Source organism: Cellvibrio sp. 25HG11W-0, from assembly GCF_057815475.1.
In genome coordinates, this window is record NZ_CM174230.1 from 126,971 (window position 1) to 146,040 (window position 19,070).

A 19,070-nucleotide genomic window follows, 5' to 3' on the forward strand; every position below is an offset into this window, starting at 1 on the left:
TGCTTTTTAGTGGCTTAGGGCAAGGTCTTGCAGCAGTTGTTGGCGCTCGCTGCTGGATAGATAGTTGAGGCCATTGATTTGGCGAAGTGCTGCTTCGGGATTTTGCTCTTTGTAGGGGGAAAACAGGCTGATAAGTGTATTGATGCGCAACTTGGTGTTGGTAATGCGTGCGCTTAAACCGAGTAGCTGATCAATTTGGCCGTCAATTTCAGCGCCATTGCTGCTGGCTTTTAGCACGCCTGCGCTAATTAATGCATCCAACTCTGGTGCGGTGGGCATGCTTGCCAACCATTGGTTAGCGGCGGTTATATCTGTCTCTAGCCACTGGTGAAAGGTTTCGCGCAGCATGGTTTTTTGGGCGCTGTCACTTAGGCTTATGGCGAAATTGGCGGCACCCGCCGGATCTGTTTGTGCCCAGGCTGCACCCATGCGCCCAAGGGCTTCGGTGCCGAAGGCTTGAGGTTGCGCCATCACCCATTGCAGGGCTGCATCGGGTTGGTAGAGCGCCCAAGTGTTAGCCAATGCACTCATCAAATCGGTTTTGATTTCTGTTTCAAGCTCAAGGTATTCAATGAAAAAAGCCGCTGTATCATAGGCACCACCTTCGCTCATACCGGTAATAGCAGCGAGGTAAATATCCTTTTTCATTTGTGGTTGGGCGGCGGCTAATTGCTCGGCTAGGTCTATCGCTATTTGTGCCTGCTGGCGCGCTATGGCCGTTAACAGGGTGACGCGCGCTTGCGTCTGTTCGGGCTGCTCCACCTCTAGCCAATGCCATGCACCGTAGGCATCAAAGCCTGCCCAAATGGCCAAAATTTGTGTTTCGGCTTGGGTTTTAAGCGCGCCTCTAAGCTGTTGTGCTTGCGCTAATGCAGTTTGTGGTTGGGTTGTTGCAAGTTCTAGCAGAGCTTGTAGCCGTGCTAGGTCATTCATATAGCTGGGGGTTTGGTTGAGTGGTGTTCGGGTCGTGGTTTTAGAGGATGAAACCTCAAGCGCAGGCATGTGAGCGGCTGCAGTTTGGGTGGGCGCAGCTGGGGCGGTGAAGGTTTGAATCTTCAGGGCTTGAGCGGTTGGACTGTGGATTAGCGCTGTAGTGGCAGTCCAGCGGCCAAGAAAAAAGGCCGCTGCTATAACCAGCGCCCCCGTAATGATCATGATGGGTTTTAGCATGTTAGGTGTCTGCCTAGAGCTGGCGAGCAAGGAAAGCGGTTAAGAATAATCTACACAAACTAATATTATAATACCAATGATTATTGCGCCAAAGCGACTGTCATCGCATTAATTTAAGCGTTTTGAGCGAGTGTTTTTCAGGGGGAGCTATACCCCCTGCAAATTGCCCAGTTGAAGTGTGTAAACTTCGGCAAAAGATCTATAAAAGGTGCGGCTTCAATGTTGGATTTTTACAAAAAGGCGTTGTTCGTGTTTATCGGGCTAATACTTATCAGCTTGTTGGTGACCTACTTTTGCGTAAGCCGCACCTTCCTGCACATTGCGTTACTACCGGGTGAGGGCAGCGGGCTCAATTGGGTGGAGCAGTCGGAGTCGGATATCTATCAAGGCGGTCAATCGAGTGTTCAGCTAAACGATGCAAGCTACAGCCTCGATTTTGAAATGAAGCTCTCCAATGCTATAGATCATCCTTCCGCGTCCATTGCCCTGTTGTTTCGCGATGAGCAAGCTCAGCCAACGCCGGTGGATCTCTCTGCATTTACCAGCTTGAGTTTCAGTGTTAAATGCGCCCCAGCCAATGTGCTCGCCATGATTGCTTTTACCTTAGATGAACAGATCACAAAGCCGCAGGACTTTTTAACCTATCGCGCGCCCTCGGCATTTTTTGCCTGCGATAAAAATTGGAGTAAGGTGGAGTTAGATCTAACTCGTTTGGAGTTGCCCCAGTGGTGGTTGGATATGTTTCACCTCAAGTTATCTATGAACGACTATAAGCTGACTCAGGTCGCCAAAATTCAGTTTGCCACCAGCTACCAAAGCCCGAGAGAGCAGGCTGCGCGGGTGCAGATAAATGACTTAACCTTGAATGGCCGCGATTGGCGTTATATGTATTTGTTGGCGATTTGTTTATTTTTACTCTGGGCAGCTTATGGCGTTTGGTTTTTCCGCCAGCATACGCGCGCGCTTATCGGTGATTTGAAAAACAAAATGCAGCGCGATCGGCCGCTGGTCGCCTATCAACAGTTGAGTGTGGAGCCGCAACGGGACCGCGCGCAAGACGCAATATTGCGCTACATGGCGACAGAATATGCCAACCCCGAACTCAACCTTGAGACAAGTGTTAATGCTATAGGCGTGAGCCGCACCAAGATCAACGAGATACTCAAAGCCGAGTTAGGTTTTACCTTTACCGGTTATCTCAACAAGCTGCGCCTAACGGAAGCGGCGCGGTTACTGGCGGCAGTAGAGGAGGCGAATATCGCCGAAATTGCCTACTCGGTGGGCTACAAAAACGTCTCCTACTTCAACAAGTTGTTTAAGGAAGAGTACGGCTGCACACCTAAAGCGTTCAAACAGCTTTACGACAAAACGGCAGACGAAGCATAAGCCTGATCTTTTTCTGCTTTTCACTTCAACTTTTGCTAAAAAAACTGCAACTATTTGCAAGTTGCTAGGCTTTTAGGCACCTGCATTACTAGTTTCAATCTCCTTTCCTTAGTATCAGCGTCGATTGCTCGCTTGCGGCATTCATGCACATCACTCTATAACAATAAGCCGTCAGAGAATTACTATGAAAAGAATCAGCACAATACTGGCTATCAGTTTGGTCTCCCTATTTACCGCCTGCTGCGGTGGAGGCGGCGGGAGCACTAATTCAGGCCAGGTCGCAAGCAGCAAGCCAGTTATAGTCGTTAGTTCTGCCAGTTCACTTAGCAGTCTTGCAGCTTCAAGTTTATCGAGCAGCAGTGCAGCACCCGTTGCCGAACTTTACCCCAGCTACAACATCAACCCACTCGCACCTGATGCCACGGGTATGGGCAGCACGGCTACCCAACTCGCGAGCCACATCAAGCTCGGTTGGAATATCGGCAATACCATGGAAGCGAGTGGTAGCGAAACGGCCTGGGGCAACCCCATGATTTCCAACGAGTTGCTGCAATTGATCAAAGCCAGTGGCTTTGATGCGGTGCGTATCCCAGTGGCTTGGAACCAATATGCCAACCAATCAACGGCGGAGATAAACGCCGACTGGCTCGCGCGCGTTAAGCAGGTGGTGCAGCTGTGTAAGGATAACAACCTCTATGTGCTGGTGAATATTCACTGGGACGGCGGTTGGTTAGAGAACAATGTCACCCCCGCTAAGCAAGCCGCCAATAACGCCAAGCAAAAAGCCTTTTGGGAGCAAATAGCCACGCAGTTACGTGATTTTGACGAACATGTCATGTTTGCCAGTGCCAACGAGCCAGCAGTTGAAACCGCTGAGCAAATGGCAGTACTCAATAGCTACCATCAAACCTTTGTAAATGCTGTGCGCGCCACGGGCGGTAAAAATGCCTACCGTGTGTTGGTAGTGCAGGGGCCGGTTACGGACATTGAAAAAACCCATGAGCTCTGGACCCAAATGCCAACCGACACCGCGACCAATCGCCTAATGGCCGAAGTGCATTTCTATACCCCCTACAATTTTGCCTTGATGTCGGAAGACGCCAGCTGGGGTAAGCAATTTTATTATTGGGGTCAGGGTTTTCATTCAACCACGGACACCACGCGCAACCCTACCTGGGGCGAAGAAGCAAAAATTGATCAGCTGTTCGACTTGATGAAAGTGCAATTTGTCGACAAGAATATTCCCGTAGTGCTGGGTGAATTCTCGGCCATGCGCCGCACCAACCTCACGGGCGATGACTTGACGCTGCACCTAGCTGGGCGCGCTTACTATCACAAGTATGTGGTGCAACAGGCACTGGCACGCGGTTTGATGCCTTTCTATTGGGACAACGGTGGCTTGGATAATTTCAGCTCCGGCATTTTCAATCGCCAGCAAAATACGTTGTTCGATACCCAAGTCATGAATGCCCTTGTGGAAGGTGCTGGCGCACTGACACCATGAATAGCTCGCTAGCATTTATTCGCGATGAGTTGGCAGCACATCCCTTGGCAAAATGGTTTCGCATCAGCCTAAAAGATGTTTCGCGCACGCAGTTGCTGTTGGGGCTCACGCCCCAAGATGATTCAGCCGCAGCACTGTGTGACTCGGCTGGTTTGTGCGCACTGCTGGTGGATTATGGTGCGCGCAAGCTTGGCCAAGAAATACTTGGTTGCTGCGTGGTGAATGAATGTGAAGTCAGTATTCATAAGCGTGCGATCGCGCAAGAGTGGCAGCTGGCCATAACCTTAGAATCTGTCGCGCCGCAGGATGCTAGTTTTATATGTCAGATTTTTGCTGTGATAGATGGGCGCACAAGGTTAACAGCTGAATCTCAGGGGACTTTGATTCGAAAATAATAATTGTTCAATATTTCCGCATTAAAACGTTCACAACTCAATCCCAAATACCGAATTGGAAGGGGGCTTCGTCAGCGGGCCCTTTGATATTCGCCGTAGCCAGTGTGAAGTCAGAGAAATAGGGCGAGCGAATAAGTTGCTGTATTTGTCTGTAAGCAAAAAGTCCTTACTGCCTATTACAACCGTAAAGAATTAATAAGTTATCAATACATAGAGTCGTCAGCAGGTGTTTTGCCCCTAAACTACGGTCATCTACACTGGTGAGGTTTTTATGTCTGTTGAATTCTCTTTGCTTGAGCTTGCCTCGGTGCGACTCAATGAAACTCCTTGTGATAGTTTCACGCATGCAGTGGCTTATGCCCAAGCAGCGGATGCTTTGGGTTTTAAACGCTTTTGGTTGGCGGAGCACCATAATATGCAGGGCATTGCCAGCTCGGCAACGGCGGTATTAATTGGGCATATTGCGGGTAATACCCAGCAGCTGCGTGTAGGTTCCGGCGGCATTATGCTGCCTAACCATTCGCCGCTGATTGTAGCGGAGCAATTCGGTACGCTGGCATCGCTTTATGGTGATCGAATCGATTTAGGTCTGGGCCGCGCGCCGGGTACCGATCAGGTTACAAGCCGCGCACTGAAACGCGACGAGAGTGCCGCCGAAAATTTTGCACAAGAAGTACAAGTGATTCAACAGCTATTGCAACCGAGCCAACCACAACAGCGTTTGCGTGCGGTGCCGGGCGAGGGCACCCAGGTGCCGATTTGGATTTTAGGTTCAAGTCTTTATAGCGCCGGGCTCGCTGCGCAATTGGGTTTGCCCTATTCCTTTGCGGGGCATTTTGCACCTGCGTATATGCGTGAAGCACTTAAACGGTATCGCGCAGAGTTTCGCCCTTCGGCCCACTTAGAAAAACCCTATTTTATTTTAGGCTTGCCCGTAGTGTGGGGTGAGACGGACGCGCAGGCAACCTTCAATGCATCCACTGGTTTTCAGCGCATTGTGGCCTTGTTTCGCGGTGAACCTATGTGGATGCGGCCACCAGTTGATGTTGCCAATATCGATTGCTCGGTGAGTGAAAAACAAAGCGTAGAAGCGTTTTTAGCCTTAGCGCAAATTGGTGATGAGCTGAAAATTCTAGATGGATTACAGCAACTGCGCGACGAACTCGCGATTGATGAATTTATGTTTACGATTGATGTGTTTGATAAAGATTTGCGTATTCAAACACTGGCGACCTTGGCGCGTATTAAAAGCCATTTGCGCTAGGCAGAAAAAATATCTGCGTTAAAATTTTTAAAAGGTGCAAGTGAGTTACTGATTCTGAACGTTGCAGCGCAGCTACTATGGGCCGCCTTTGATGTGTAGGATGCACGAATGCAGCGAAGCACATGGATGTGCGAGAGCTGCCTTTTGTTTACTTTTCTATGCACTCAAGCCATCCATGGCTTTCACCCTTCGGGCGACTCCATCGTGCAAAACTGTTCCAGCAGTTTTGTGGTAGAGCACGACTGCATGAATGCAGGAGGTAGAGCAACGCAGGAGCAGTTGCCGGAAGAAAAGTAAGGCCTGCGGCAGGCATGGATATTGATAGCTATGAAGAGGTTCAGCGCGAGATCTGATCTTTACCAAAAAACTGTAAAAATAGACTTTTCATAAATCAAAGACCCCCCACTTTTTTCCGCCTTCGGCTGAGAAGCAGACGGTTACCCGCCTTACAATGATATAAATTGGCCTCCATTTCGCCCGCTGGCGAGTCACTTTTCTTTGCTTCGCCACAAAACTACAGGAGTAGTTTTGCACGATGGAATCGCCCGAAGGGTGAAAGCCATGGATGGCTTGAGTGCATAGAAAAGTAACCAAAAGAAAGGCGACCCAACTCGTTCGTGTTTCCTGCGCGCTTCAGAAAATTCCCGCCGTTCCGACACGCCATCCCTGGCGTGACGTCACTAAAACGGACGTCCTGTCCGTTTTTCGGAAATTTTCTTCCAGTGCTCGGCGAACTCATATGGGATAGTTAAAATCAACAGCAACAGCAACAGCAACAGCAACAGCAACAGCAACAGCAACAGCAACAGCAATAGAAAATGCAAAAAAGACATGAGCAGGTGTAGAGGATTTTTGCTTTTTAAAATTTTGCTAGTGGCACCCGCAGTTCAATCCCATGAGAATTTCCCGAGCATCGCAAGGTGGTAGGGGAAATTGGGCAGGACGCCCAATTTAGTCTTGATGGGACAGGGACGTCCCATCAAGACGGCCCGTAGGCGCCTGAGAAGCGCACGACTGCATGGATGCAGGAGGTAGAGCAACGCAGGAGCCAACGCCGAGGATCAGAAATTCGCTGGGCTGCCTTTGATGTGCAGGACGCACGAATGCAGCGAAGCACATGGATGTGCGAGAGCTGCCTTTTGCTTACTTTTCTATACATTCAAGCCATCCATGGCTTTCACCCTTCGAGCGATTCCATCGTGCAAAACTACTCCTGTAGTTTTGTCGCGGAGCAAGACTGCATGGATGCAGGAGGTAGAGCAACGCAGGAGCAGTTGCCGGAAGAAAAGTAAGGCCTGCGGCAGGCATGGATATTGATGGCTATGAAAAGGTTCAGCGCGAGATCTGATCTTTACCAAAAAACTGTAAAAATAGACTTTTCATAAATCAAAGATCCATATTTTTAAATTAAAATATTCGCCTTAAATCACATCGCCAGAAACGAATATTGAGGAAAGCCCCATTAAAAATTAGCAGAAAAAATCACATCTTGATGCGGTTTTTATCTCCGTTACTTCTTTATCTTAAAAAGCATACCGACAGGAGACATGTTGTTTTTTCTATTTTCTTGCATCAGAGCCTTAATTGAAGAGGGGATGCTTTTCAACTTAGGAGCATCAAGAATTTGGTCCGCCCCTAAGGCGACCAAAGCCCATATAGGTGATCCTGTCGCAGCGGCTGTTATACCTAGTGTTCCAGTTACAAGCCAAGAGCCAATATCAGAACCAGCAAATTTCCATTGCTTTTCTCGCAACTCCTTAATATTTTTTTCGTGAAGGTCAAATGCTTGATTAATATTATCGAATAGCTGATCCCTAGTGCGATGAAAATTAGTAGGATTACTCGCGGTTAGCTCATCAATACCTTTACCCAGCATGTTCCTAATTTCCTCCATAGCGCCTTGCTTTCTCACTTCAATAAGGGCTTGCGGTGGCACCCGGCCTAACCACTGCATTTCACCACTAGCAAGATCTTGTAATCCTCTCGTTATGTGCAGATTTTTTTTATCTGTGGCAACTTCAGCTTCAGCTGAATCGTATTCCATTTTCCAGACAAGATATTGCCAAGATGTTGGGGCGTCGATTAATGGACAACCTCGAAGCCTTCTAGACTTAATTAGCAGCTCATTGCTAACTGACATTCTTCCTACGGCTTGATTGGCAAGTATTATTCCGGGATTCTTTGTGCCAATAATTTCAAAGTGTTGAGAATTGATGGCTCGTTCCAATTGGCTAGCTGGATCACCCGTCCATTCAGTATCAAATAACAGCCTAGTTTTATCGTCAATTGCTGCAACAGCTCTCTCAATGGTGTCGAGTCTTTGAGCAAATTCCAAGAGATCTTCTATTGACTCAAATTTCCTACCAAATAGTTTCCCCGAATGCTTCAATGAGTCTGACAAACCGAGTTCATATACGAACTCTCGCTCATCTTTTTCTATAGCGGTAATGTCTGGCAAAACTACAACTATAGGGATATCAACTTCTGCACACGCCAACTCTTTGTACTGTAGTATGTTCATTGCATGCTTGATGAGGTAATAAGCTTGGTCAGCAGGCGTTGAGTTTTGAAAAATATGTTTTGAGCGAAGAAATGGATCGGGAAGTATTATTGTGTCTGTATATATTCCACACCTAGATGCAATATTTTCATCGTGTGAAGGAAAAAGATCCCCTCCAAATACACCTTTGATATTATTGTGTTGATCCTCAACATGAGCGTGCGCAATGTCTCCAAGCTCAGACCAAAAATCTTCAATAAACTCTAAAATATTACCAAGGTTATTAGTTGCTTCTCGAATTGAACTCTCATTTTGCATCATTGCTCTACCGGCATCGTGAGGAGTCATTTTTTGCTTAAGCATCGATTTATAAAACTGACCGAAATTTTGCTCGAAAAATCTGAAATAGGAATTCTGAATTTCAGATAAGGAGGCGATATTTTTCAACTCTTCCCGATCATGCATTTCAGTTACTGCTAATGCCATAGATCTAACAAGCCCGTCAACGGTATCAAGGTCAACCTCACCATCTGGCCCCATCCGCACAGATTTTAAGCTATCTGCCACCTTTAATCCCTCGGCAATCTTTATTTTTCCCTGCTTCATTTTCTCTTGCAATATTTTAAGCCGTCTCCGTAACCTTCCTTCATATTCTATTTCTTCTTTTGTTTTCTCAGACATGTTTATTTCCTAATAAAAATTATTATAGTGGGGGCAGAGTAGAACGGACTCCCGCTTTGGTCACAAATCCGACGATAAGTAATTCCATAAAAGAAACTAAACGTTAATTTAAATCCTTTTTGTGAAACGTATTAAATGCGATATTTTTTTGAGATGGCTTTTTTGCAATGGCTCAACCGTAAGACTCCCATTCCTGGCAGTGGCTAACACCCTTTCGAGACTCATCTTTAATTCCTATTTCCATCCAATGGTGTAGTTTCTACCCTAACCTAGGGTTTGAAAAATACATCCCATTACACCGGGTTTTAGGTGGGGAGGGGTCAATCATCCCGCGTTAACACTTCCAACAACTCAATCTCAAACACTAAATTCGAATGGGGTTTTATTAAGGGCCCCATTTGCCTTTCGCCGTAGGCGAGGTGTGCGGGGACGTGAAGTTTACGTTTGCCGCCGACTTGCATGCCTATTAAGCCTTGATCCCAGCCTTTGATAACGCGCCCTGTGCCTATGACGCATTGAAAGGGTTTGTCTTTTTTATGGGATGAGTCAAATTCAGTGCCGTCTTCGAGCCAGCCGGTGTAGTGGGCGGTGATGAGGGCGCCTTTTACGAGGGTTTTGCCGTCGCCTTGTTGTAGGTCTTGGATGATGAGGTCGTGCATGATGGGTGCGTTACTCGTCGGGGGATCGGGGATTACGCTAAGAGCGCCCGTGACCTGCAGGCGCTCGGATTGGACTGTTGAGTGACTAGGCTTCTAGGTATTGTAAAAAAGTTTGTTCAAGGGCGCTGATGTCGGGGATTACGGCTTCTTCACCGGCCCAGGATACATGCATGATTTCGTAGGGTTTGCAGTCGGCGTCTTCGCGTTTGCTGAGTTCGTCCTCGGTTACCCGCGCTAAGCGTGGCAGGCCTTGGGTGAGTATGGCGATAAAGGGCAGAGAGGCGTTGATACCGGTGGTATTGAGTACCGCAATACGCGAGCGCGCTCCTACACCGGCCTTGGGTTCGTTGTTGATGACTTCAAAACTGAGGAGCGGAATAGTCTGTTCGCGCCAGAGGCAGTTGCCGAGGTACCACGCAGGTGCGCCTTCAACGGCGATGACCTGGGTGACGGGTACAATTTCTGCCACGCTGACGTTGGGCAGTAAGAGTACGCGCTCTTGCAGGGGCACTAGCAAGCTGGCGATTTCCGCGACTTTGTTCTCTATGCGTTGTGGCGCTCTCATGGGCAAATTCCTGTGACTGTTAATGTCTGTTTATTTCGGTGTATTGAATGCAAAAGTACAGCTTCTTTATTAACGCGCGCGTCGGCTGAGTGCGTCGGCGAGTTCCTCCGGCGTGCCGCTGAGGCCGACACAGCCAGTGGCGAGTGCCGATACGGGCATAGAGTCGCTGGTGCAGTCACTGGGGGTTTGCACCCAAAACTGACCGCCAAGCTGTTTAATTAAGCGACCGCTGGCAGCGCCATCATCGCCCATGCCGGTAAAAATAATCAAGCCGCTGCGAGCGCGATAAATACGCGCAACATTGGCGACTACCTGATCTATGGAAGGTGCATAGCTGCCCAGCCATTTTTGATTGTAATTTACCTTGAGGGTGCCGTTGTCGAGTACGTCAAAGTGATCGCGCGCGCTGGCTATCATCACACAGTTGCGGGCCAAGACCGCGCCGCTGGTGGCGAGCAATGCGGGATAGTGTCCGGCGTTGCTCATCATGCGATTGAGCGTGGGCAATTGGTTGGCATCCACGTGCTGCACATATAAAAAGGCGATATCGAGATTAGCAGGTAAGCGTGCGAGAAAGCGTTTGACCGCCGCAGGCCCGCCAGTGGATGCGGCGAGTACCCAAAGCTCTGCGGCAGCGGTATTGGTTTTTAAATTGATATCGCTGTGGAGCCGCTGCAAGCGTTGCACACTGCGTTTAAACCAAGCCTCATATTGATCGCTTTCGGCCGGAAATTCACTGCTGTCACTGAGAATGATGGGAACGTGGCTGTGGGCGAAGAGCTGTTCTACACGTGTGTTTTGCCCGTAATAGTCATCGGCGAGATCTACAACCCAGGCGTCGATGGGTTGGTTGTCTGGCGCTTTAATATCTGCCGCTGTGTTGCTGGTAGGGCAAGAATTTACCGCCGCTAGGTCGTCAGACGTAAGCAGTAACTTGTAACCTAACTGGTGCCCCGCGTGGCTCACCAGCTTGGTTAATAGCGCTTGCTTGTCTTCAGTGTCTGCCAAAATTCCTATATGTAGAGGGGAGCCTGACACAGTATTACTTCACTGCTTTGAGCAGCTCGCGGATATTACCGAGCAGCAGATCCTCTTGATAAGGTTTACCCATGTATTTATTCACACCGAGACTGAAGGCGCGCTCGCGGTGTTTTTCACCGGTACGCGAGGTGATCATAATGATGGGTATGGCATTGAGGCGCGAACTGGTGCGAATGTTTTTGGCGACTTCAAAGCCGTCCATGCGCGGCATTTCGATATCCAACAGCATGACATCGGGAATGTGATCCTGCAGTAAAATCATCGCTTCAGCGCCGTCTTTGGCGGTCATTACGCGGAAACCTTCGCGCTCAAGGAAACGTGTGGTTACCTTGCGTACGGTTACCGAATCATCGACCACCATTACCAGCTTCTCAGAAATATCTTCTTCTTTGGCGTGGTTTGGATTGAGTGGATCTAACAGCAGTGAGTTTTGCAAACCGAGCGCAAGTTGTTCGCGGATCATGGCGTGCAGATCGAGAATGACCACCACGCTACCATCACCGGTAACCGTTGCACCGGATACACCGCGCACGGCACTGAATTGTGCGCCGAGGGTTTTTACCACGATTTCGCGTGAGCCTAAGAGGCGATCCACCTGCAGCGCCACCGTGTTTTCGGCGCTGCGCACCAAAATCACGGGTAGCGGCAGGGTTTGGCCATCGAGTTTTGGCTGCGCCATACTGTCGAGCATGGTGCCGAGATAGTGTACGAGGTACTGCTCGCCAGCGTAGTCAAAGCGGGCTTGATCATCTTGATAATAGTGTTCTAACTCAAAAGGGCTGACGCGCACAATACCTTCAATCGAATTGAGCGGGATGGCGTATAAATCGTCGCCAATTTGTACCATTAGCGCGCGGTTTACCGATACGGTAAAGGGCAGGCGAATGGTGAACTCGGTGCCGTGTCCCCAGCGGGAGTCGATAAACATAGCGCCGCCGAGCTGTTTGATCTCGGAGTGCACTACGTCCATACCTACGCCGCGGCCAGAAATTTGCGTGACTTTTTCGGCGGTACTAAAGCCCGCATGAAGAATAAATTGGGTGATGTCCTGGTCGCTGATTTGAGCGTCGGCCGCTATCAAGCCGCGTTCTATGGCTTTTTCGCGCACGCGCTGCAAATTGATGCCGCGGCCATTATCAATCAGGCGCAGGATTACATCGCCACCTTCACGGCCAAGAGTCAGGGTAATACGACCATTGGCTTCTTTGCCGGCGGCGATGCGCTCATCAGGCATTTCTATACCGTGGTCGACGGCGTTACGCAGCATGTGCTCAAGTGGTGCGACCATGCGTTCCAGTACGGTCCGGTCTAATTCACCTTCGACATTGTCCAACTCAAAATCGACTTCTTTGTTTAGCTCGGTAGCTGCTTGACGCACAATACGGCGCAGGCGTGGCACTAAGCGTGAGAAGGGCACCATGCGCGAACGCATTAAGCCTTCTTGCAAGTCGGTATTAATACGCGACTGTTGTAACAACAGGGTTTCGGTATCGCGGTTTTTGTCTGAAAGCGTGAGTTTTAAATCCATCAAATCCGAGGCGGATTCGATTAGCGAACGGGATAACTGCTGCAACTGGGAATAGCGGTCCATTTCCAGAGGGTCGAATTCTTCGTGTTGAGCCATCTGTTCTTGGCGGAACAGCACCTGCGCTTCCGTTTCAATATCGAGACGGCGCAGCTGTTCTTGCAAACGGTGAATGGTGGAATCCATCTCGCCAATGGCGCCACCCAGGTCGCTGACCTGTTGTTCCATACGGCTGCGGCTGATGGAGGTTTCACCGGCAAGGTTAACCAATTCTTCCAGCAGCTCAGCATTTACTTTTACGACTTCTTGCGGGCCAGTACGGCGGGCCGCTAAATGCTGTACTTGGGCTGGGCCGCTATTGCCTGAACGCAAGCCACCACCGTATTCGGTACCGGGAATGGGCGTGCTGTTTTTGGCGGCAGCAGGTCTGGCTTTGGGTGCAAAAGTAAGCACATTGGGCCGATCACTCGGCGCGCGCGTAGGCAGCGGCTCTTGATTGTCAGCTGCTGCGGTATTATCAACCAACGCCTGCGGCAAGCTGAATTCAGCGTAGTCAGCTGTTTCTGTGGATGAATCGTTGCTGGTATCGTAATGATTGCTCGAGATAGCTTCATCAACACTGACAAAATTATCACTTTGCGGTGGAATTGCCTGCACTGTCGGAATTGGCTTGGTTTGCGCACTCGTTGTTACTGGGGCGCCATTGAGTATGGCTTGCGCTTCTTCAACACCTGCGTGCATTTGATCTTGATAGACATTCAGGCGCGCGAAGAAATTTTGGTCAAGATCGTTGGTGTCATCCAGATCAATGATCAGGGTTTCTAAATCATGTGACATGTCGCCCAGACTGGTGAGCCCAGCCAAGCGTGCACCACCTTTGAAGGTATGCAAAAGACGTTTAAGTTCTTCGACGCTGTCGCTGTTGTTCCAATCTTCCTGCCAAATGTTTAGCTCTCGGTCTAAGTCTTCGAGCAGCTCATGCGCTTCTTCAATAAAGATTTCGACAATTTCAGGGTCATAATCTTCATCAATTTCAGCTTCAACTACTTGCGCGACAGGTAGCGGTGCGGAAAACTGACTGTCGGCTTCAACTTCGGCTTCAACTTCGGCTTCAACTTCGGCTTCAACTTCGGCTTCAACTTCGGCTTCAACTTCGGCTTCAACTTCGGCTTCAACTTCGGCTTCAACTTCGGCTTCAACTTCGGCTTCAACTTCGGCTTCAACGTCGGCTTCAACTTCGGCTTCAACGTCGGCTTCAACTTCGGCTTCAACTTCGGCTTCAACTTCGGCTTCAACTTCGGCTTCAACTTCGGCTTCAACTTCGGCTTCAACTTCGGCTTCAACTTCGGCTTCAACTTCGGCTTCAACTTCGGCTTCAACTTCGGCTTCAACGTCGGCTTCAACGTCGGCTTCAACGTCGGCTTCAACGTCGGCTTCAACGTCGGCTTCAACGTCGGCTTCAACGTCGGCTTCAACGTCGGCTTCAACGTCGGCTTCAACGTCGGCTTCAACTTCAACTTCAATTTCAGCTTCAGGCATTGATTGGAGTTGATCCAGTGTCAGTGCCGTGAGTGTTAGAACTTCATTGCTGAGTAATTCATTGAGTTCGTCGTTAATGGCATCGGGTATATTTTGCAAATTCTGCCCAGCGGCTATGCCATCCACCATGTCCAAGAGTGCGAGATGTGCATGTTTTAAAAATGTACACAACTCGGGCTTGTAGCTTAGCTGCTGCGCAATAATGGCTTCATAAACGGCGTGAATCTTCTCACCCAATTCTGCCATAGGCGGGAGATAGGCATGAGCTGCGGCCTGGGTGAGCTTGCGCAGTTCCTCCATTACCGGAACCAGTACTGCTGTATTGGCGGGCTCAATTTGCCATTGGTCGATGATGACATCGGCATCGAGCAGTAGATTCATTTCCTCTGCCATAAAAATGGCGAGCAATTCAGGATCAACAGCGGTGCGTAAACCGTCTTCGGCTAGTTCTTGCTGGATAATGAGCGGTTCTACGTGAAGCTCACGCAGCTCGTTAACACGCGCAATAAACTGCTGAATACGCGGTATGTCTATAGTTTCATTGGCTTTGATTTGATCCAAGGCAATTTTGGTATAGGTGACGGTATCACGTAAAAGTTGGAGTATATCGTCGTTGATATTGACGTGATATGAGCGTAACTCCTTAACAAAGCGTTCGAGCGGTGTTGCCATCTCAGCGACTTGATGTATCTCCGCCATATGGGCGCTGCCCTTTAGCGTATGGAGTGCGCGTTGCACACCTTCGCTGGGTGTTTGATACAGCGGGGCTTCTGCCTCCATGTGGGCAATAAAATAAGCCAGAGTTTGTAAGTGAGTTAGGGCTTCGGCGCGGAAAATATCGCGCAACTGCGCATCGGGATCATCACTTTCTTCGTCTTCGTCGGATATGTAATTGCTGAAAGCTTGGGTTAACTGCTCTGCTTCATCGGCCGTTACGTCTTCAGAGACATAGGTGTCGGTGAGGTTGTAGGCTGAACTTGGTACCTCAAGCAGTTCATCGGACGCTATAGGTTCTGCTTCGGTTAACTCTATAGGGCTGTCGAGTTCAAGATCATCGTGAGCGTCGGCTGTGTCCAAGAGTTCGATGATTGATTCATCGTCATCTGCTGCATCCGTATCTTCTTCTAGCGAAGTGACGGCTTCCGCAAAATAATCATTGTCGTCGTTAGCGGGGATTGAATGCAGCGCTTCTGCTAATTCTGTTGGCGCTTGTTCGGCGTGATTATCCTCGCTGGTGAGCTCGGCATCTGTCGTATCTGCGTCTGCTGCGATAGGTGTGTCAAGGTCGCTATCATCGTTCGCATCAATTTCAACTGCTGTTTCAGCTGCATCATCTGCGAGCCCCAGCTCTGCCAAAAGCTCTGCCGGTACTTGGCCTTGTGCTAGGGATATGGCTTGCGCGCGATAGCTTTCTGCCAGTTGTGCATGGGGGTTTGGTTGATCCAAACGGAAGGCTTCGATCATGTCTGGAAAGAGCTGACGTACTTTATCGATAATGGCAGCGTGTACTGCGTGAGCATCTATAGTGCGATCGATTATGCGGTTAAGCATATTTTCAATCGACCAGGCTAGTTCACCAATGTCATTGGCGCCGACCATGCGGCCACTGCCTTTGAGGGTATGGAAGGCGCGGCGGAATTCGCTAAGCGCTTCTTTATCGTCAAAATCTTGTGCCCAACGTGGGAAGTATTCGCCGATTGTCTCAGTGACTTCGGTGGCTTCTTCGATGAAAATTTCGATGATTTCATCATCTATGTCTTCATTGTCGCGTTGAATAGTGGTGATGAAGGGTGCTGGGCTTGATACTTCTGCTTCTGCTTCCGACTCAACTGTTGAAGCATCAAGGTGTGCCGAATCCGCTTCTACTGGTTCTGCAGCTTCGATAAAGGCTTCAACTGCTGGCTCAACTTTATGTTCAGCTATGTCTACTTCGCTTAGGTCTATAGAGGCGCCGAGTAATTCATCATTGCCTGCTGGCGCTTCAAGGGCTTCTGAATCATTTGCCGCTCTGTCTTGGTTGTGGCTAGCGTAGATGGATTCAAGTTCTTGCGTGCTTGAATCTTCCGTCTGCTCGTTTATCCGTGCGTTTTCATAGGCAGCGCTTAATTGGTCGGCAGAGTCATCATCCGTGTCTTGATCGCTATTCGCTGCTTCTGAATTGGCTGCGGCTGATTCTGTTTCCCACGAAGTTGTGGGTGCGTCTAGATCGGCAATTGATAAATCTTGAGTGGCGCGCGGTGTTTTAGCAACGCCATAGCCGAGTGTTGCCACACTCTCTTCAGCGACGGTGAGCAGTAGCTCATCTTCCTCTTTACGACCATCGCTGCTTAAGCGCTCCAAGAAGTATTCAACACTGGTAATGGCATCGGCCAAGGTGTCTAGTGTTGACCACTGAGGCGTTGCATCTTGGGTTAAGAGTTGCTCTTCAATGTAGCGTGCGCAAGCGCCGAGAATACGCGCAGGGCGAGGCAGTGGAATAATTTCTAAGCCACCGCGAATTTCGCGCAAGGTAGCAGGAACAGACTGTAGATGCTGACGATTCCACTGGGAGGCGATGTATTCAATAATTGCGTCTTTGGCGTGTTCTAAGCCGTTACGCGATTCGCGTAGAACCGATTCCTTAGCGCGACTAAGCGTGATGTCCCCTTCGCCTTTAGTGCCATTTGCTGAGCCAGATTGGTTTTCAGTGAGGCTATCGAGTGAATTTTCGAGTGCGATAAGTTCGCTGGCAATACTTAAAAATTGCTCATCGGAGAGTTGGCTATTAGCCGCCACCACGAGTTCTAATGCGGCACCTTGCTCCAATACCCGTTTGCGCATATCGCCCAAACCTAATACTGCCATGGTATCGGCAACACGTTTGATAATGGGCACCGCATCGCCTAGCGCGACTTGCGCATCGCCGCCTGCAAGGCAGACATCTAGCGCTGATTTAACTAAATTTAATTCATCTTTTAACGCACTGACGACCGAGCGCATGGCATCAGCATCAGGTGCGGAGAGCATGTTTTGACTCTGTTCGCTGTTTTCCTTACCTTCAAGTAAGGCGGCCTCTAATTGATAGAGGTCGTAGATGCGCTGTAGGTGTGAGGTAGAGGAGAAACCTGGAGCGTGCTTACCTGCGCGCGCGACATAGTAGAGCAGGTTTTTGATGAGTTCATCATTGGTAAAACTGTTAAGGGCCTTGGTGCCATGTACGGCGAGAACTTTGATTTCTTTATCGAGTTGACGCAGTAAATTTTTAACCGCCACGCTAATTTCGAGGGCGTCAATTTCGAGGGCTTCGAGCAGCGCTAAACTGATATCCCAGAGCGCAAAGCGGGCCGTGCCGTGAGTAATTTTTTGCAGACGACTAAAGGCTTTTTGTAGATACGCGAGGTTTTCTTCGGGATTAACACCGCGAATAAAACCCGAGGCTGCATATTGGTACATCTGGCGCAGCTTAAGCACCATTGCCTGAAACTGCACATTGTCTTGGGTGACTGCCAGACGCGCGCCATGGACTTTTTTGGCCGGGGTTAAGTTGGGAACAAACAGTTTGGTGTCGGTGAGGAGGCTTTCGCCGCGCACGGTACGTAAATCATTAAGCAGTGGCAGCACTACCAAGGGGTTGTCTTTGCGCGTTGCTTTTACCTGCTCCAAATAGAGTGGAAATTGCAAGATCGAGCGCATTAATACTTCTTGAGCTTCGCCTTTGTTTTTAATGGTGCCCGCAATCATCGCTTGGGTCAGCAATTCCATTTCATTGGCAAGCATGGCGGCGCCATAAAACTCCACCATCTGCAGGCTGCCGTGTACTTGATGGATATGCGTTAGGCAAAAGCGAATGCGCGCTGTGTCTTGTGGGTTTTCAACATAGCTTTCGAGCGCTTGGCGCGCTTCTTTGAGGGTCTCACCAATTTCGCGGATCAACCAATCTAAAGCGGCAAAATTACGATTATCTGCCATGCAGAGCATTCCTCATTATGATTCTTGCGCATTACGCACATAGGCTTGCACTTCATCATCTGAAGTGCGCTGCATTTCGGGATGATCCCAATCTGCAACTTCGCCCAAACCTACGATTAACAAACCGCCAGGTTTGAGGCGTTCGACCAATGCATTTAATAGATCGCGGCGCAGCCAGCGACGGAAATAAACCAACAGGTTTTGGCAGTAAATAACATCAACGTTGACCTGGGGTAAGAGTTTGGCGTTAATGATATTGGCTTGGGTAAAACAAACACGATCGCGCAGCTTGGAGGCAACTTCATAGCTACCATCAGGATGTTGCTGTAGATAGCGTTTTGCCTCTTCTGCTTTGACCTGCTCGACTTTGCGTTTGCTATAGCGTCCTTTGCGACCGGTTGCCAAGGCACTGGCACTGATATCCATGGCCGTAATCCCATAGTAGGGATTGAGTGCGGCCAATTCGAAGCAATCGTTTACAACCATTGCGAGAGAGTATGGCTCTTCACCGGTAGCGCAACCGAGGCTCCAAACATTAAAGCTATCGTGCAAAGACTGGTTATTGATCTTTTGCTGAAGATAGCGGCGCACGGCTTCTATAGATTCGCGATGACGAAAAAAGCTCGTTTCTTTAACGGCGATACGATCTACCAGGCGCGACCATTCCAGCTTTGCTTCTAAATCATCTACAGAAATAAAGTTGTAATAGTCTTGGTAAGTCTCGAAACCGTGATCGCGCATACGACCTGACATTTGGGACTCCAACCACGCTTTCTGTTGGAATACCAATTGCAAGCCCGTGCGTTCTTCCACCAGTTTCCCCCATTGGAGAAACTCGTCGGCGGAGAGTGTGGGCAGTGTTTGCAGCGACCAAGCCATATCGTTACCTGAAG

Annotated in this window: 13 protein-coding genes; 6 read left to right on the forward strand and 7 right to left on the reverse strand. The window is 49.3% G+C overall.

Going from position 1 to position 19,070, the window contains the following annotated elements:
- Window positions 1-6: 6 nt before the first annotated feature.
- Window positions 7-1,170, reverse strand: coding sequence for a hypothetical protein (locus tag AC0KUT_RS00560; protein WP_488832656.1), 1,164 nt, complete (start codon window positions 1,168-1,170; stop codon window positions 7-9).
- Window positions 1,171-1,389: 219 nt separating this feature from the next.
- Between AC0KUT_RS00560 and AC0KUT_RS00565 the strand changes: the two genes are divergently transcribed.
- The 6 genes from AC0KUT_RS00565 to AC0KUT_RS00590 all read left to right on the forward strand — a co-directional run bounded on the left by AC0KUT_RS00565 (window position 1,390) and on the right by AC0KUT_RS00590 (window position 7,011).
- A complete protein-coding gene (locus AC0KUT_RS00565) occupies window positions 1,390-2,556 on the forward strand; it encodes a helix-turn-helix domain-containing protein (protein ID WP_488832657.1) in 1,167 nt (388 codons plus the stop codon).
- Window positions 2,557-2,740: 184 nt separating this feature from the next.
- Window positions 2,741-4,060 (forward strand): glycoside hydrolase family 5 protein, encoded by a 1,320-nt coding sequence (locus AC0KUT_RS00570; protein ID WP_488832660.1) that lies wholly within the window; start codon window positions 2,741-2,743, stop codon window positions 4,058-4,060.
- Window positions 4,057-4,455, forward strand: a complete 399-nt coding sequence (locus AC0KUT_RS00575) for a hypothetical protein (protein WP_488832662.1) — start codon at window positions 4,057-4,059, stop codon at window positions 4,453-4,455. The genes AC0KUT_RS00570 and AC0KUT_RS00575 overlap by 4 nt, the downstream gene beginning before the upstream one ends.
- Window positions 4,456-4,726: 271 nt before the next feature.
- Window positions 4,727-5,719 (forward strand): LLM class flavin-dependent oxidoreductase, encoded by a 993-nt coding sequence (locus AC0KUT_RS00580; protein WP_488832663.1) that lies wholly within the window; start codon window positions 4,727-4,729, stop codon window positions 5,717-5,719.
- A gap of 144 nt (window positions 5,720-5,863) precedes the next feature.
- Window positions 5,864-6,016 carry a hypothetical protein gene (locus AC0KUT_RS00585; protein WP_488832664.1) on the forward strand — a complete coding sequence of 51 codons (153 nt, stop codon included), beginning with the start codon at window positions 5,864-5,866 and terminating at the stop codon, window positions 6,014-6,016.
- A gap of 842 nt (window positions 6,017-6,858) precedes the next feature.
- Window positions 6,859-7,011 (forward strand): hypothetical protein, encoded by a 153-nt coding sequence (locus tag AC0KUT_RS00590; RefSeq protein WP_488832665.1) that lies wholly within the window; start codon window positions 6,859-6,861, stop codon window positions 7,009-7,011.
- Between the two features lie 218 nt (window positions 7,012-7,229).
- On the opposite strand, the gene AC0KUT_RS00595 is transcribed toward AC0KUT_RS00590, so the two are convergent.
- The 6 genes from AC0KUT_RS00595 to AC0KUT_RS00620 form a co-directional block, all read right to left on the reverse strand.
- Window positions 7,230-8,900 (reverse strand): hypothetical protein, encoded by a 1,671-nt coding sequence (locus AC0KUT_RS00595; RefSeq protein ID WP_488832667.1) that lies wholly within the window; start codon window positions 8,898-8,900, stop codon window positions 7,230-7,232.
- 320 nt (window positions 8,901-9,220) lie between these two features.
- Window positions 9,221-9,559: an FKBP-type peptidyl-prolyl cis-trans isomerase gene (locus tag AC0KUT_RS00600; RefSeq protein WP_488832669.1), complete on the reverse strand. Its 339-nt coding sequence runs from the start codon at window positions 9,557-9,559 to the stop codon at window positions 9,221-9,223.
- Between the two features lie 85 nt (window positions 9,560-9,644).
- Complete coding sequence (locus tag AC0KUT_RS00605) at window positions 9,645-10,124, reverse strand: chemotaxis protein CheW (protein WP_488832672.1); 480 nt, start codon at window positions 10,122-10,124, stop codon at window positions 9,645-9,647.
- Window positions 10,125-10,193: 69 nt separating this feature from the next.
- Window positions 10,194-11,162: a chemotaxis protein CheB gene (locus AC0KUT_RS00610; RefSeq protein WP_488832674.1), complete on the reverse strand. Its 969-nt coding sequence runs from the start codon at window positions 11,160-11,162 to the stop codon at window positions 10,194-10,196.
- 4 nt (window positions 11,163-11,166) lie between these two features.
- Window positions 11,167-18,177 (reverse strand): hybrid sensor histidine kinase/response regulator, encoded by a 7,011-nt coding sequence (locus AC0KUT_RS00615; protein ID WP_488832677.1) that lies wholly within the window; start codon window positions 18,175-18,177, stop codon window positions 11,167-11,169.
- A 15-nt stretch (window positions 18,178-18,192) separates the two neighbouring features.
- Window positions 18,193-19,056 (reverse strand): CheR family methyltransferase, encoded by an 864-nt coding sequence (locus AC0KUT_RS00620; RefSeq protein ID WP_488832679.1) that lies wholly within the window; start codon window positions 19,054-19,056, stop codon window positions 18,193-18,195.
- Window positions 19,057-19,070: the final 14 nt, after the last annotated feature.

Excerpts from the sequence above, each read along its gene's own strand:
- AC0KUT_RS00560 (WP_488832656.1), bottom strand. The coding sequence starts at position 1,170 with ATGCTAAAACCCATCATGATCATTACGGGGGCGCTGGTTATAGCAGCG.
- AC0KUT_RS00565 (WP_488832657.1), top strand. The coding sequence starts at position 1,390 with ATGTTGGATTTTTACAAAAAGGCGTTGTTCGTGTTTATCGGGCTAATA.
- AC0KUT_RS00570 (WP_488832660.1), top strand. The coding sequence starts at position 2,741 with ATGAAAAGAATCAGCACAATACTGGCTATCAGTTTGGTCTCCCTATTT.
- AC0KUT_RS00575 (WP_488832662.1), top strand. The coding sequence starts at position 4,057 with ATGAATAGCTCGCTAGCATTTATTCGCGATGAGTTGGCAGCACATCCC.
- AC0KUT_RS00580 (WP_488832663.1), top strand. The coding sequence starts at position 4,727 with ATGTCTGTTGAATTCTCTTTGCTTGAGCTTGCCTCGGTGCGACTCAAT.
- AC0KUT_RS00595 (WP_488832667.1), bottom strand. The coding sequence starts at position 8,900 with ATGTCTGAGAAAACAAAAGAAGAAATAGAATATGAAGGAAGGTTACGG.
- AC0KUT_RS00600 (WP_488832669.1), bottom strand. The coding sequence starts at position 9,559 with ATGCACGACCTCATCATCCAAGACCTACAACAAGGCGACGGCAAAACC.
- AC0KUT_RS00605 (WP_488832672.1), bottom strand. The coding sequence starts at position 10,124 with ATGAGAGCGCCACAACGCATAGAGAACAAAGTCGCGGAAATCGCCAGC.
- AC0KUT_RS00615 (WP_488832677.1), bottom strand. The coding sequence starts at position 18,177 with ATGGCAGATAATCGTAATTTTGCCGCTTTAGATTGGTTGATCCGCGAA.
- AC0KUT_RS00620 (WP_488832679.1), bottom strand. The coding sequence starts at position 19,056 with ATGGCTTGGTCGCTGCAAACACTGCCCACACTCTCCGCCGACGAGTTT.